This is a genomic window from Halomicrobium sp. HArcel3 (assembly GCF_058933135.1).
The window spans coordinates 137,060-151,814 of the sequence record NZ_JBZYDN010000007.1 but is presented as its reverse complement, the minus strand read 5'-3'; the positions used below and the strand labels follow the sequence as shown (position 1 = coordinate 151,814).

At 66.4% G+C, this 14,755-nt stretch carries 15 protein-coding genes; 6 read left to right on the top strand and 9 right to left on the bottom strand.

Annotation, left to right across the window (positions count from 1 at the left end):
* On the bottom strand, positions 1-279 hold the full coding sequence (gene gatC / locus AC5FRV_RS16660; RefSeq protein ID WP_493562214.1) for an Asp-tRNA(Asn)/Glu-tRNA(Gln) amidotransferase subunit GatC: 279 nt from the start codon (positions 277-279) through the stop codon (positions 1-3).
* Positions 280-513: 234 nt separating this feature from the next.
* Here gatC and AC5FRV_RS16655 point away from each other — a divergent pair, with 234 nt between their 5' ends.
* From AC5FRV_RS16655 to AC5FRV_RS16640, 4 genes are all read left to right on the top strand, one after another.
* Positions 514-1,494, top strand: coding sequence for a transcription initiation factor IIB (locus AC5FRV_RS16655; protein ID WP_493562213.1), 981 nt, complete (start codon positions 514-516; stop codon positions 1,492-1,494).
* A gap of 57 nt (positions 1,495-1,551) precedes the next feature.
* Complete coding sequence (locus AC5FRV_RS16650; RefSeq protein ID WP_493562212.1) at positions 1,552-2,034, top strand: NUDIX hydrolase; 483 nt, start codon at positions 1,552-1,554, stop codon at positions 2,032-2,034.
* Between the two features lie 37 nt (positions 2,035-2,071).
* On the top strand, positions 2,072-2,272 hold the full coding sequence (locus tag AC5FRV_RS16645; RefSeq protein WP_493562211.1) for a hypothetical protein: 201 nt from the start codon (positions 2,072-2,074) through the stop codon (positions 2,270-2,272).
* 122 nt (positions 2,273-2,394) lie between these two features.
* Entirely contained in the window at positions 2,395-2,604 is a 210-nt protein-coding gene (locus tag AC5FRV_RS16640; RefSeq protein ID WP_493562210.1) for a hypothetical protein, read from the top strand.
* A 161-nt stretch (positions 2,605-2,765) separates the two neighbouring features.
* Here AC5FRV_RS16640 and AC5FRV_RS16635 read toward each other — a convergent pair whose 3' ends face one another.
* The 4 genes from AC5FRV_RS16635 to AC5FRV_RS16620 all read right to left on the bottom strand — a co-directional run bounded on the left by AC5FRV_RS16635 (position 2,766) and on the right by AC5FRV_RS16620 (position 5,840).
* Entirely contained in the window at positions 2,766-3,854 is a 1,089-nt protein-coding gene (locus AC5FRV_RS16635) for an asparagine synthase C-terminal domain-containing protein (RefSeq protein ID WP_493562269.1), read from the bottom strand.
* On the bottom strand, positions 3,854-4,540 hold the full coding sequence (locus AC5FRV_RS16630; protein ID WP_493562209.1) for a CehA/McbA family metallohydrolase: 687 nt from the start codon (positions 4,538-4,540) through the stop codon (positions 3,854-3,856). The genes AC5FRV_RS16635 and AC5FRV_RS16630 overlap by 1 nt, the downstream gene beginning before the upstream one ends.
* Positions 4,541-4,742: 202 nt before the next feature.
* The gene (locus AC5FRV_RS16625; protein ID WP_089818013.1) at positions 4,743-4,922 is read right to left on the bottom strand and encodes a DUF7331 family protein; all 180 of its coding nucleotides are present in this window, start codon (positions 4,920-4,922) and stop codon (positions 4,743-4,745) included.
* Between the two features lie 114 nt (positions 4,923-5,036).
* Complete coding sequence (locus AC5FRV_RS16620; RefSeq protein WP_493562208.1) at positions 5,037-5,840, bottom strand: hypothetical protein; 804 nt, start codon at positions 5,838-5,840, stop codon at positions 5,037-5,039.
* Between the two features lie 240 nt (positions 5,841-6,080).
* Here AC5FRV_RS16620 and purL point away from each other — a divergent pair, with 240 nt between their 5' ends.
* A complete protein-coding gene (gene purL, locus AC5FRV_RS16615) occupies positions 6,081-8,300 on the top strand; it encodes a phosphoribosylformylglycinamidine synthase subunit PurL (protein ID WP_493562207.1) in 2,220 nt (739 codons plus the stop codon).
* A gap of 202 nt (positions 8,301-8,502) precedes the next feature.
* On the opposite strand, the gene AC5FRV_RS16610 is transcribed toward purL, so the two are convergent.
* The 3 genes from AC5FRV_RS16610 to AC5FRV_RS16600 form a co-directional block, all read right to left on the bottom strand.
* Positions 8,503-9,450 (bottom strand): hypothetical protein, encoded by a 948-nt coding sequence (locus AC5FRV_RS16610; RefSeq protein WP_493562206.1) that lies wholly within the window; start codon positions 9,448-9,450, stop codon positions 8,503-8,505.
* A 931-nt stretch (positions 9,451-10,381) separates the two neighbouring features.
* Positions 10,382-10,795, bottom strand: coding sequence for a DUF7548 family protein (locus AC5FRV_RS16605; RefSeq protein WP_493562205.1), 414 nt, complete (start codon positions 10,793-10,795; stop codon positions 10,382-10,384).
* A gap of 65 nt (positions 10,796-10,860) precedes the next feature.
* Positions 10,861-12,828 (bottom strand): 3-hydroxyacyl-CoA dehydrogenase/enoyl-CoA hydratase family protein, encoded by a 1,968-nt coding sequence (locus AC5FRV_RS16600; protein ID WP_493562204.1) that lies wholly within the window; start codon positions 12,826-12,828, stop codon positions 10,861-10,863.
* Positions 12,829-12,942: 114 nt separating this feature from the next.
* Between AC5FRV_RS16600 and AC5FRV_RS16595 the strand changes: the two genes are divergently transcribed.
* Positions 12,943-14,100, top strand: coding sequence for an acyl-CoA dehydrogenase family protein (locus tag AC5FRV_RS16595; protein ID WP_493562203.1), 1,158 nt, complete (start codon positions 12,943-12,945; stop codon positions 14,098-14,100).
* A 45-nt stretch (positions 14,101-14,145) separates the two neighbouring features.
* Here the strand turns inward: AC5FRV_RS16595 and AC5FRV_RS16590 are convergent, their stop codons facing one another.
* Positions 14,146-14,739 carry a DNA-3-methyladenine glycosylase family protein gene (locus AC5FRV_RS16590; RefSeq protein WP_493562202.1) on the bottom strand — a complete coding sequence of 198 codons (594 nt, stop codon included), beginning with the start codon at positions 14,737-14,739 and terminating at the stop codon, positions 14,146-14,148.
* Positions 14,740-14,755: the final 16 nt, after the last annotated feature.

Below are 14,755 nucleotides of genomic sequence, written 5' to 3'. Positions count from 1 at the left end.
TCAGGACACCTTCGGGCCCTTGAAGTGGCCTTCCTCGGATTCGGGCGCGTTCCGTAGCGCCTCCGCCTGGCTGAGAGAGTCGTGCACTTCGTCCGGTCGCATCACGTTCGCCAGTTCCTCGTCCCGGTCGACTTCCGGAACCGCGTCGAGGCGGTCGAAGGACTCGAGGATGTCGGCGAACTGGTCGGTGAACCGGTCGACCTCCTCGTCGTCGAGGTCGACCCGGGCTAGGTCCGCGACGTGGCGGACGTCCTCCGGGTCAACGGCGTCGTCGCTCATATCGCTTCGAAACGCTGGGCCAGCGGTAAGCGTTTCGATACCGCCAGTGTGGGAACCGGCCGGTGACGGGTCGGTACGTACCCTGCCGGGAAACGATATGAACGAATCTCCAAATTTGAGTTTCCATATCGAAAACAGGCCTTCACAGATAGGGAAAGACTTTAAGTTCTGACACTCACAATATATCTACTGTACAGTGAGTTTTGCGGGTGTCGACCCGTCAGTCAGTAACCAATGACAGACACTACCATCCGGCGTTATACGAGCGAAGAGGAGGGCGACGAGGAGAGCCGAGCGGACGAGACGCAGGGAGAGCAGATGGTCTGTCCGGAATGTAGCGGGAATCTCGTTTCGGACGGGGAGCGTGGCGAGACGGTGTGTGAAGATTGCGGTCTCGTGGTCGACGAAGACGAGATCGACCCCGGGCCGGAGTGGCGCGCCTTCGACGCCGCCGAGAAGGATCAGAAGTCTCGCGTCGGTGCCCCCACGACGAACATGATGCACGACAAGGGCCTGTCGACGAACATCGGCTGGCAGGACAAGGACGCCTACGGCAACTCCCTGTCCTCGCGACAGCGCGAGAAGATGCAACGCCTCCGGACCTGGAACGAGCGGTTCCGTACACGTGATTCCAAAGAGCGGAACCTCAAGCAGGCGCTGGGCGAGATCGACCGCATGGCGAGTGCCCTCGGTCTTCCCGAGAACGTCCGCGAGACGGCGTCGGTCATCTACCGCCGCGCACTCGACGACGACCTGCTCCCGGGCCGCTCCATCGAGGGCGTGGCGACGTCCTCGCTCTACGCCGCCGCGCGACAGGCCGGTACCCCTCGCTCCCTCGACGAGTTGACGGCCGTCTCCCGCGTCGAGAAAGACGAGATCGCCCGGACGTACCGGTACGTCATCCGCGAACTCGGGCTGGAGATCCAGCCCGCGGACCCGGAGAGCTACGTCCCCCGATTCGCCAGCGACCTGGACCTCTCCGAGGAGGTGGAACGCCGCGCCCGACAGCTCCTCCAGAACGCCAAGGCGGAGGGCGTCCACTCCGGCAAGTCCCCCGTCGGCCTCGCAGCCGCCGCGGTGTACGCAGCCTCGCTGCTCACCAACGAGAAGGTGACCCAGAGCCAGGTCAGCGACGTCGCCAACATCTCGGAAGTGACAATCCGCAACCGGTACCACGAACTGCTCGAGACGGAAGAGGACATCCAGGCGGTCTGAGGGTACTTTTTCGGCGAGACCGAAACGCCAATCTCTCCCGTCGCCGACAGCGATGGCATGGAGACGACCCGACATTTTACCGCGACGATCTACGTCGTCCATCCGAGCGACAGCGGTGACGCAGTCGCCCTGCACGAACACGACAAGCACGGGCTCTGGCTCGCCCCGGGCGGCCACGTCGAACGCGACGAACTCCCCCACGAGGCCGGGCTCCGCGAGGTCCGGGAAGAACTGGGCTTCGACGTGGAACTCGTCGCCGACCGGGATGCCCTCGAAAGCGAGACGACTCGGTCGCTCCCTCAGCCGGCCCACGTGCAACTGGCCGACATCAACGTCACCGACGAGGGCGTCGGCCACCAGCACGTCGACCTGATCTACTACGCCGAGGCCCCCCACCGCGACATCGACCCCGAACCCTGCGAACAGCCGGCCGACCACTGGGACTGGATTACCAAACCGGAGCTGGCGGACCGCGAGGAGATTCCGCCCGACGTGACCGAAATCGGTCAGCGAGCCATCCGGACTGTTGCCGAGTCGTAGCATCAGGACGAAGACCATCCGAGCCCAATGGGAACCCATGTCCCGACGGTGCCCCGATTGCGACGTCGTGATGGGCGAAGTCGACTTCCAGATGAGCAACGCCTACCACCCCAACGTGAAACTTCCCGAGCGAAGCGAGGGTATCCTCGGGTCGCTGGGCGTGAAAGAGCGTCGCGACGTCTCGGCGTTCATGTGTCCGGAATGCGGGTTGGTCCGGTTCTACGCGGACGTGGAATAGTTGAGTGGAGCGAACGCCATGGCAACAGCCGCGCTTCGTTGGGAAGCGGGCTTCACGTCTGTGAACGGATGCAAATACTCGAATTCGGGGATTTATTGGCAAGTAGGTGAGGATGTCAGTTCATGGCCAGGAACTGCCCTGACTGTGAGGTCACCCTCCAGACGGTTAGCTTCGGGATGAAGGTCGGCGTCAACGACGCCTGGAGTCCGTACGTCAAGACCGAGAGAACCAGCGGTGGACTGCTCGGAACGCTCGGGATTTCCGAGAAAAACGACGTCGATGCACATCTCTGCCCCGACTGCGGGAGAGTGTTGTTCTACGCCGACGTTTGATGGAACGTGCGCGATGTCAAACTCAGTCGACCAGCGACATCCCGACCTCAACTTCAAGTAAGAAGACAGGACCAGAGAGCCCGTGCGCTGAGAGCCACTCCGTGACGGCCTCGCGACGCCGGCGGCACACCGTCACGGGCAGTGACCGTGCCGTCCGTTCGCTACAGGAGCGACGCCACGTACTTGCCGACGTGGTCGTCCATCCGGCGTTTGAACCCGGCCTGACGGGCAAGTCGGTCCAGTTCTCGGGAGACCAGGCTCCCGTACTGGACCGCCTTCTTGTCGCGCTCGGCGATTTCGTCCGGGAGCGACTCGCGAGCTGCCCGCCGGAGTGCGACCTTCCGGGTACCGTCGCCAGAGACGAGCAGGTGTCCGGGGAGTTCGAGCGCCGACTCGACCACTGAGTCGTGGAGCAGCGGCGCCACCGGTTCGACGCCAGCGGCCCGCAACGCGAGGACGTCGCGTTCGAGCTGTTCGGGGAGCCCCAGCACGACTTCGCGTCGCGCGCCGCGCACGGTGTCGGCGTCCACCCGTGCATCGTCCGGGGCCTTGGCGACCTTCGCGTAGCCGCCGAACAGTTCGTCGGCGCCCTGCCCGACGGCGAGGCGGTCGAATCCGTCGCTGGCGGCCCGGTCCGCCGCCAGGAACAGGCCCAGCGCTATCTGGACGTCCATCGCGTTCGTTCGACCGGTGGCGCGGGCGATTCGCGGGACCGCGTCCACGAGGTCGTCGTGGGTGAGTTCGACGACGGTCAGGTCAGCGTCCAGCAGTTCGGCTGCGGATCGAGCCGCCTCGACGTCGTGGCTGTCCGGGAACCCGGCGACGTACAGTGGTGCGTCCAGTCTGGCGGCCAGAATCGCCGAGTCGAGGCCACCGGAGAACGCGATCGCGAGGCTGTCCGTCGAGACGGCGTCGACGCTCTCTGAGACGGCGTCGCGGACAGCCGCAACGGCTGCTGCGTCGTCCGAACACGGCGATGGGTCGGGGAGCGAGAGCACCTGCTCGCTCCCGGACGCGTCGACGCGATGCCCAGCGGGAACGCTCACCGGGTCGGTCAACTCGGTCGGGTCGAAACTCCAGTCGCCCGAAGCGGCCGGGTCTCCCGCCTCGCGCTCGTAGAACGCCAGATGGCGGCCGAGGACGTCGCGGACGAGCGCGCCGTCCAGTTCGCCCGCGAAGCCGCCCGTGCCCGACAGCGGGTCTCTGTCGGAGAGTGCGCGACGCACGTCTGCTGGGTCGGCGCCGTCCATCATGCGAGGAACTGTGTGAGCCAGTTTCTGGCGCGCCGTTTCGCCCCGCCGGCCGCCTGCCGGAAGCTGATGCGCCACGGCGTCCGCTTTCCCTCCACTGTCGTCCGTCCGTCGGCGACCGCGTCGAGAATCGCGTCCGCCGACGACGCTTCGGCGTCGACCAGGGTGACGGCCTGACCGACCATCTCGCTGATGTGGGCGTCGCTGCCGGCGGTCATCGGGAGGCTACGTCGGCGGGCGTACCGGGCGGCCTGGCGGTTCGCTCGGCCGGTCAGTAACCTGGAGTTGTACACCTCGATGGCGTCCGCGTCGGCGAGGTCTTCCTTCGAGATGTTCGCGAGGACGCCGCTGCGGGACTCCTGGAAGGGGTGAGGAACGACGGCGATCCCGCCCTGGTCGCGGATGGCGGCGAGCGTCTCGTGAAACGGGAGGCCGGCAGGGATGGCCTCCTCGACGCCGAGCGCGAGCACGTGGCCGGCGCGACTGGTCACCTCCATCCCCGGAATGCCGACCAGCCCGTACTCCGGCGCCAGTTCGGCGGCTTCGAGGCTTGCGTCGATCTCGTCGTGGTCGGTGATCGCCAGCGCGTCGAGCCCGACGGCCGCCGCCTGTTCGAGCAGGAGTTCGACCGGGTCGCGGCCGTCGTACGACAGCGCGGAGTGGGCGTGAAGCTCGACCGATAGCACGCCCGTGGGTTAGCGACGTGGTATGAAAAGCGCCCCGGTCCACGATACGCCCGTCAGATACCGCCAAGCCGGCCGCTATCGGGCGAAACCGAGGTTACCGGGCCGGTGATCAGGCACTCGCAACTAGATCGCCAGTAGCAACGTCGAAACCAACGGAAGAGAGGTCGTTACCGCGTCGTGAGCGGGCAGAACGCCCGGCCCGTCACGCGCCGTCTGCGGAGAGACCCACCACCGTGTCCGAGCGGATCCACGCCTCGGGCTGGGACTCGTCGCGGATGACGAAGGCGCCGTCCTCGGTCTCGTAGGCGACGTAGCTGTCGCCGCTCTCCGACTGACGGACTGGGGCCCCGGGTCCGCTGGGGGCGTCGTCGTTAGAGGTCATCACCTGCGGCTAGGAGATGGAAGTACTTGAGTTATGTAGTCGTTTCTCACACACTGCGACGGGATCGGGTCGCCGTCGTCCGGCCGTCGTCGCGGGCGGTTCGGAGACGAGAGATCAGTGCAGGAACCGCTCCAGCGATTCGGCGTCCGGATCGTATCGCGTCCAGCCGCGGGCGTCGAGTAGCTCCGTGATCGCGGAGAGGTGGTCGAACCCAACGACGGCGACGACGCTGCCCTGCTGCCGGACGTCGGCCAGGTTCGCGACCATGGTCTCCTCGCGGGCCGCGTCGACGACGTCGTTGGCGAGCGGCTGTTCGAACGCCCGAAGTACCGAGAGACTCCGGGTGAGCTGTCGGTGTTCGTCCTCTGCCTGCATCGACGGCGTCGCGTCCCGTCCGACGTCGTGTTCGTACGCGCGCTCGTGGACGGGGGCGGCCGTCCCGAACCGGCCAAGCGCGGCCGAGAGGCGACAGGAGAGCGCGTGACCGGCGACGTCGGAGACGGAGCCGAGAACCCGTTCGAGGGTGTCGAACGACGCCGATTCTCGGCGGAGTTCAGACAAGAGTGATCGGGCGAACCGCGGGCCGAGCGTGTCGATGCCAGTTCGTTCCGCGCCAGCGTTCGCCGCGGCGGCGAGGGCGGCGCTCATCTCGCCACCGGCGGAAGGGTCGCCGTTCGCATCGCGACCGACGCGTTCGAACAGCGGGAGGGCGAGGCGGGGAAGTTCGACGCCGACGACGTCCGGCCGGAGCGACTCGACGAGTGCGCTGGCCCGGAACGTGCTCGCCGGATGGTCGTGGACGCATCCCACGACGAGCACAGGGCCGCCGTCGGGGCCGTCGTAGAAACGCAACTGTTCGGAGTCGATGCGGGGGTCTGCGAGGAGGGCAGCCGGATCGTGGCGGGGGACGTCCGACATCGTAGCGTTGCCATCGGTTTGCCGTACTGCGGTTTAACTGTTTCTTACCTTGCGATAACATTATCTTACGCCGTCAGGTTCGGGCGGAACGGCGGGGTGGCCGGACAGGGATTCCGAATTCCAGGGCGGAGCCAGCGAGGACACGTGGCACGCTCGTCAGAGCGACGTTCCGTCACTGAGGGCAGCGGGTACAACCCCGCATGGAAAGCGATTTAGCCGGCCGGTGGCGACGGGCAGGTAATGAGCCTGTCCGACGCAGACCACGACCTCGTGGTAGCCGAACTCGGTCGGGAGCCGACGCCCGCCGAGGCGGCTCTCTTCGAGAACCTCTGGAGCGAGCACTGTGCCTACCGGTCGTCGCGGCCGCTGCTCTCGGCGTTCGACTCCGAGGGCGACCAGGTCGTCGTCGGTCCCGGGGATGACGCGGCTGTCGTCGCCCTCCCGGACCACGGTAACGGGGACGGCGAGACGTACATCACGATGGGCGTCGAGAGCCACAATCACCCCTCCTACGTCGACCCGTTCGACGGCGCGGCGACGGGCGTCGGCGGCATCGTCCGCGACACGCTGTCGATGGGCGCTTACCCCATCGCGCTCGCTGACTCGCTGTACTTCGGCGACTTCGAGCGCGAGCACTCACGGTACCTCATGGAAGGCGTCGTCGAGGGGATCAGCCACTACGGCAACTGCATCGGCGTCCCGACGGTCACCGGTAGCACCGCATTCCACGACGATTACGAGGGGAACCCGCTCGTCAACGTGGCCTGCATCGGCCTCATCGACGACCCCGAGCGCATGGTCACGGCCGAGGCCCAGGAGCCCGGCAACAAACTCGTCCTCGTCGGCAACTCGACGGGGCGTGACGGCCTCGGCGGGGCGTCCTTCGCCAGCGAGGACCTGGCGGAGGACGCAGAGACGGAGGACCGCCCGGCGGTGCAGGTCGGCGACCCCTACACCGAGAAGCTCCTCATCGAGGCCAACGAACAACTCGTCGACGAGAACCTGGTCGAATCGGCCCGTGACCTCGGCGCCGCGGGCCTCGGCGGCGCGAGCTCCGAGATGGTCGCGAAGGCCCGCCTCGGCGCGGACATCGAACTCTCGAACGTCCACGAGCGCGAGCCGAACATGAACGCCATGGAGTACCTGCTGGCCGAGAGCCAGGAGCGGATGTGCTACGAGGTCGAACCGGAGAACGTCGACCGCGTGCGCGAAATCGCCGACCGCTTCGACCTGGGCTGTTCGGTCATCGGCGAAGTCACCGATGGGAACTACCGCTGCACGTTCGAGGGAGAGACGGTCGTCGACGTCGACGCCCACTTCCTCGGCGAGGGCGCCCCGATGAACGACCTCCCGATGGTCGAACCGGCGGAACAGGAACGCGACCTGCCGGAGGACGTCGACTTCACGGAAGCGTTCGAGGCTGTCGTCGGCAGTCCCAACACCGCCTCCAAACGCTGGGTGTACCGACAGTACGACCACGAAGTCCAGGTCCGAACGTCGATGCTGCCGGGCGACGACGCGGCGGTCCTGGCGGTCAGGGAAGCGGGCTCGGAGCGTAGCGACGAGGGACAGTCGAGCGGTGGTAACCGCGAGACAGGCGTAGGACTGGCATTCTCCTCCGGCGCCGACCCCAACTGGACCGACGCCGCGCCCTACGAGGGCGCTCGCGCTGTCGCACTGGAGAACGCCACCAACGTCGCCGCGAAGGGCGCCGAACCCCTGGCCGCCGTCGACTGCCTCAACGGCGGTAACCCCGAGAAGCCCGAGGTGTACGGCGCGTTCAGCGACATCGTCGACGGCCTGGCGGACATGTGCTCGACGCTCGACGTCCCCGTCGTCGGCGGCAACGTCTCGCTGTACAACGACTCCGTCGCCGGCCCCATCCCGCCGACGCCGACGCTCGCGCTCGCCGGGACGAAGCAGGGGTACGACGCGCCCCCGATGGGCCTCTCCGGCGAGGGAACGCTCCTGCTGGTCGCCGCTCGCGCGCTGGAGGGCGACGCCGAACCCCGCCTCGGCGGGTCCGAGTACCTCGCCCAGTTCGACGGCACTGACCGCTTCCCGGAACTGCCCGCGGACCCCGCTGGCCTCGTCGCCACTATCGCCGACGTCGCGAACGAGGAGAGCACGCTGGCGACCCACGACCTGAGCCACGGCGGCCTCGCCGTCGGACTGGCGGAGATGGTCACCGAGGACGCCGGCGCGGACGTCACCATCGACGCGCCGAACAAAGGGAGCGCCGCCGAGTTACTGTTCGGCGAACAGGCGGGTCGCGTCGTCGTCGAGACGACCGATCCGCAGGCTGTCCGGCAGGCCTTCGACGGCGTCGCGCCGGTGTACGAACTGGGCGAGGCCGACGACTCCGGTACGCTCGACGTGACCGTCAACGGCGAATCGCTGGCGTACGACGCGGCTGCAATCACCGAACTTCGGGACGTCTTCGAGCGCGAACTGGCGTAGTTCGGTTTCACGTCCGTCCGAGCTAACGCTCGTCCTTACATTCTCTCACCTCACGCTCGGAGTCGAAGTCACGTAGCAGACGCTCTCGTCCAGTTCCGTTCGGCGACACTCGTCGAGTTCGGTCACGTCCGAGTAGCGCGAGCGCGGTCGCTCGGGTCGAAAAAACAGACCGTGAAGGGGACTTCGGGCTACAGGTGACTCCTTACAGGAGACCGAACAGCCCGGCATCGGCGTTCCCGGAGACGCTGACGTTGCCGCTGGCGTTCACCGTCCCGTTCGTCGTGTTGGCGTCGACCGTGCTGTCCGATTCGACCGAGGCGTCCGCGTCGGCGTCGACGTCCGCATCGGCATCGGCGTCACCGTTCGCGCTCGCGTCCACACCAGCGTCAGCCGAGGCGTTGCCGGCGTCTACACCGGCGTCAGCCGAAGCGTTCGCGCGGGCCTCAGCGGACGCGTTCGCGCCGGGTCGGTCGTCGTTCGCCGCGGGGTTGTTCTCCTGTGCGAACGCCGAGACGTCCTGGCCGATGGACGCGCTGGCGTCGACGATCGAGCCGACGAAGGCGGAGATCTGGGCGCCGAAGCCGCCCTGGCTCTTTGCCGCGGACCGGTCGTCGGACTCGCCGCTGGACTGGCGGTCGTCGTCGCTCTCGGTGCTGGACTCGTTCGATTCGGTCGATTCGGTCGATTCGGTCGGTTCGTCCGACTCGTTCGTCTCGGTCTCGTCGCCCGCGTCGCTCGTGACCTCACCCGCCGACGTGGCCGAGAGAGTGACGGTCGTCTCGCCCTCGACAGCGGGCTCGGGGTGCAGGAGGACCGTGCCGTTCGCGCGGACGTCGTCGGACTCGACGGCCAGCTCGACGGTCGTCTCCGCGTCGGGGTGGGCCAGTACGACCTGCCCGTTCGCGTCCGTCGTGTGCGTGCCGTCGCCGCTGTAGGACGCGTCACCGACCGAGTCGACGTGGACGTCCACGTCCGCCGCGGCGGAGCCGTTCTCTTCGACGGTGACGATGGTTGCGTCCTCGGTCACCTCGACGGTCGCCGTGAAGGTCTGGCTGGCTGTACCACTCGTCTGGGCGGCCGCGGGCGCCGTGCCCGCGAGGAGCACCGCCGCCGCGACCGCGATCGTCAGCAGGGATCGGTTGGCGAACATTGCACTCGACTCGTGAGCGAGGATGGGAGATAAACCCGGTCGGACGTTCGGTTCCGTTCGCGTCCGTCGATACGAGTGGAGAACGTTTTGTACGGTTTATAGCCGTTTTTGAACGTTTCTTTATTACAAGAAATTTGAATAACTAACGAGGCCTCGTGTGGATAGATGCCACGCCTCTCGCGTCGGACGGTCAAGCAAGCGACTCTCGCCGGTCTTCGGTTCAAATCCACCCTGAACGGGCGTTTTAGGGGATATCTATGCGTGACCCCGTTCCGTGATGGGATGGTACGTACGCCTGTGTACTGAGCGGGTGGTTCGTCGCGATCTCGATGGAAGAAACAAGACCGCTAACACCCAGAAAGCCCTCGGCGCGCTCCGGTCCCGCGGCCCCACTGCGCTCCTCACTTCGTTCCGGTGCTTGCGGGGCCGGGGTTCCCGGAGCCTGCCTCGCCCTTTCAGTCCTCCAGGACGGCACCGCCGCCCTGCCCTTCCCCTGGTCGGCCGACGAGACGGCCTCCCGGCCGGGCGGTTGCGGAGCGGTCAGGACACGTGTCGCTCGCCGGACGGCGCGAATTCGGGGGGTGGTAGTTCTAATCGCGAGCGCCTCCGTGCGCGAGCATTGCAGTCCCTGGAGGACTGAAAGGGCGAGGCGTGGTCGGCGTCTCCGCGAGCGGAGCGAGCGGATGGCTCGGAAGACGAGCGAAGCGAGTCTTCCGGCGAAGCACGACACGTCAAGCGACCGCGAGAGCGAAGCTCTCGCGTAGTCCTCAGCTTCGCTGAGGGCACCGCAGCGGAGCGAGGAGCGCAGACTGTGGCGCGCGAGTCAAGCGCGCCGAGGGCTTTCAAGTTGTTTGCCATCGTGCTAGGAGCGGCAATCGCAGTTCCCACTGATCGCTAAGTCCTTGATCTGTATCGATCATCGTCGCGGGACTCAGAAGATCCGGAGCGCACGGGCGTACCAGACGGCGCTCGCCGGCACTCCCAGACTCGTCAGGACGAGCACTGCGCGGTGGTACTCGAGTATCGGGGACGTCGAGAACTCCAGGAGCGGGTTCCCGGGGAGAGAGACGGCCCACAGCAGCGAGATGACGAACATGAACAGGCCGAGGACCAGCGCCGCGCCGGCGACCAGGTCGGGCGGCGACCGGCCCTGTCTGCCGGCGGCAAAGACCATCAGAGCGACCAGGGCGAACAGCCCGACGACGAGTGGGTTGACGGCGCCGGCGGCGTAGTACGTCGCGACCGCGCTCCCGGCCTCGACCAGCGCGTACGGAATTGTGAGCACGAAGAGGACGAGCGCCGAGGCGACGATACCGACGGACGGGGCGAGTCGCGTGGCCTCCATACCGCCCACTGCGACAGCGCGGGTCTTAACGACGGCGTTCTCGGGTCGCTACGCCCGCAGTTGCCTCACTTGCCCTCGAACTCCGGATCGCCGTCACCCATGAACGCGGTGATTCCCTCCATGAGGTCGTCGGTGGCCATCAGGTGGCCGAAGGCCTGGGCCTCGACCTCCAGGCCGGCGTCTGTGTCGTCTCGACCGGCGAGCATGGCCTTCTTCGTCAGTCCCTGAGCGACTGGCGGACCGGCGGCCAGGTCCTCGGCCAGCTCCAGGGCGCGGTCGTCGATCTCGTCGTTAGGGACGACCTCGTTGACGAAGCCGAACTCGGCCATCTCATCGGGGGAGAACCGCTCTGCGGTGAAGATTATCTCCTTGGCGCGACCCTCGCCGACGATGTGCTTGAGGCGCTGGGTGCCGCCCCAGCCCGGGAGCAGGCCGAGGTCGTGCTCGGGCTGGCCGAGTTCCGAACGCTCCGACGCGATGCGCATGTCGGCACAGGTGGCCAGTTCCATCCCGCCGCCGAGCGCGTAGCCGTCGATGGCCGCCAGTACCGGCATCGGACACGATTCGAGTTTGCCGAAGGTCTGCTGGCCCTTGCGCGAGAGCTCGATGGCAGACAGCGGCGTCGCGTTCGACGTCATCGACTGCACGTCCGCGCCGGCGGAGAACGCGCGGTCGCCGGCGCCCTCTAGCAGGATGGCCCGGACGTCGTCGTCATCGGCGAACTGGTCGATGACGTCCGCGAGTTCGTCCATCATCTCCGGACTGACGGTGTTCATCCGGTGGGGTCGGTCGAGCTGGATGCGCCCGACGTACTCGCCGGGGTAGTCGACGGTGATGGCGTCGAACGTCGTCTCGGACTCGTCGTCGCCCGCATAAAATCCACCCGACTTGGCAACCTCGCGGAGATAGTCTGCGACCTCGTATCGCGGGTGGTCATTTTGCTCGTGCCACTCCTCGAGAGTCTCGACGAGGTCAGCCACGCCGTACTGGTCCGCCATTTTTGCCGGCCCCTGCGGCCAGCCGAGTCCGAGCATGACTGCTTCGTCTATCTCTTCCGGGTCAGCAACGTCCTCGTCGACGAGTTTCGCGACTTCGTTGGCGGCCATCCCGACGAGCAAGGCCTCGAGGTCTTCGCGTCCCTCGCCACGCGGGATCTGGACGCCCTCGCCGTCCTCGTAGTCGTAGAATCCGCTCCCGCTCTTCTTGCCGAACTTTTCGGCTTCGATCTTTTCCTCCAGCAGGGGGCAGGGCTCGTAAGCCCGCCCGAGTACACTATTAACGTAGTCAAGAACGTCGAAGGAGACGTCGAGACCGACCATATCGGCGAGTTCGAACAGGCCCATGGGTAGCCCCATGTCGTATTTCGTCGTCGAATCGACCTCCGCTATCGTCGCCTCGTCCTCGGAGACGAGCCACGCGGCCTCGTTCATCTGAGGGACGGCGATGCGGTTGACGATGAAGCCGGGCGAGTCCTTCCTGACACGGACCGGTGTCTTGCCGAACGCCTCGGCGAGTTCCTCGACGGCGTCGAGCGTCTCGTCGCTCGTGTGGGCGCCGGAGATGACCTCGACGAGCTGCATCCGGACCGGCGGGTTGAAAAAGTGCATCCCGCAGAACTGTTCGGGGCGCTCCGTGACCTCCGAAAGTTCGGTGATAGAGAGACTGGAGGTGTTGGTCGCGAAGATGGCCTCGTCCGGGGCGTGCTCCTCGACGTCGGTGTAGACGTCCTTCTTGATCGCCATCTTCTCGGGGACGGCCTCGATGACGACGTCGGCGTCGCCGACCGCCTCAGCCAGGTCGACCAGTGGCGTCACCCGGTCGAGGGCTTCGTCGGCCTCCTCCTCGCTGATCTGGTCCTTCTCGGCGAGTTTGTCGAGGGACCACTCGATGCTGTCGTAGCCGTCCTGGACGAACTCGTCCTCGATGTCGCGCATCCGGACGTCGTAGCCGGCCAGCGCCGCCACCTCGGTGATGCCGTGTCCCATGTTCCCGGCGCCGAGTACCGCGACGGTGTCGATGTCCTCGAAATCCATGTCACTGATTTCCACTCCCGGGAGCCGTTTCAACGTTTCTCTCGGGAAACAACAACGATCGAGTTTATTCAAGATTAAAAACCATTATGCCTGGGCATCGATAACAAAGAACACATGGAGTTCGATCTCTCGGACGAACAACGACAGGTGCGCGAGGAGGTCCGCCGGTTCGCGGAGAACGAGATCGCCCCCGTCGGGCGGGAGTACGACCGCGGGGAAAAGTACCCCCGCGGTATCGTCGAACAGGCCGCTGAACTCGGACTGACCGGTGCGAACATCCCGGTCGAGTACGGCGGCGTCGGCTACGACACGCTCACGAACGCGCTCATCGCCGAGGAACTGTTCGCCGTCGATCCGGGGATCGGCCTGTGCGTCCAGTCCGCGGCGTTCGGCTCGGACGCGATCATCGGCTTCGGGACCGACGAACAGAAGGAACGGTTCCTCGAACCGGTCGCGACCGGCGAGGCCGTGATGGGCGCGGCAATCTCCGAACCGCACGCCGGATCGGACGTCTCATCGGTGTCGACCTCGGCCGAAAAGGAGGGCGACGAGTGGGTGATCGACGGATCCAAGATGTGGATCACGAACGGCTCCGTCGGCGACTTCTTCGTCGTCCTCTGCCAGACCGACCCCGACGCCGAGGGCCGGTACAACGGCTTCTCACAGATCGTCGTCGAGTCGGACCGGGACGGCTTCGAGGCCGAGAAGATAACGGGCAAGATGGGGATCCGGGCCTCCGACACGGCCGAACTCGTCTTCGACGGCGTCCGCGTGCCCGAGGAGAACTTGGTCGGCACGCCGGGGGCCGGCTTCCTCCAGTTGATGCAGTTCTTCGACGAGACCCGGACCGGCGTCGCCGCCCAGGCCGTCGGCATCGCGAAGGGCGCCGCCGAGCGCGCGCTCGACTACGCCCAGGAGCGCGAGCAGTTCGACCGACCCATCAGCGAGTTCCAGGCCATCCAGCACAAACTCGCGGAGATGCACACTCGCACGGAGGCTGCTCGCCTGCTCACCTACAGGTCCGCCTGGAGCGTCGATTATTCGGACGACGATCTAACGATGCTCGCCTCGATGGCCAAGGAGTTCGCCTCGCAGGTCGCCGTCGACGTCGCCGACGAGGCCCTCCAGATCCACGGCGGTGCGGGCTACGTCGACGACTTCGACGTCGAACGGCTCTACCGCGACGCCAAGATCACACAGATCTACGAGGGGACGACCGAGATACAGAAGAACATCGTCGCCCGCGAACTGCTCGGCAAGGGGATGGTCTGAGCGGCCGTCCCGTCGCGTCGCCGACGGGTCGCTCTCCGCTACCGGCTAGTCCGACTCGTAGGCCGCCCAGATGTACCGCGCCGCGACCGACCGGTAGGGGCGCCACGCCTCGGCGATTTCGCGCATCTCCTCACGCGTTAGTTCCTCCTCGCCGTCGCCGTACAGCTGTTCGATGCCGCGCCGGATCGCCAGGTCACCCAGCGGCAGGACGTCCTCGTGTTCCAGGACGAACATCATGTACATCCGGGCGGTCCACTCGCCGACGCCTTTGATTTCGGTCAGCTCGTCGATCACCTCGTCGGGCGTGTGGTCTGCCAGTCCCGCTCGCGTCAGGTCGTTCTCCCGGAACGCTTCGGCCGCGTTGCGCATGTACTCTATCTTCATCCCGGAGAGGCCGGCCTCGCCGAGGGCGTCCTCGTCGGCGTCGAGGACGGCTTCGGGCGTCACGTCCTCGTCGAGCAGGTCGAACACGCGTTCCTTGACGGCCGCCGCTGACGCCGTCGAGAGCTGCTGGTTGATGATGGAGACGCAGAGCCGCTCGAACTCGGTCCAGTTCGCCTCGGCGTAGGGGTCGTGCTCCTCGAGCAGTTCGGCCATCACGGGGTCCTCCTGTAGCACGGGTTTCGCGTCGTCGATCATTGGAGTAGTGGGAACA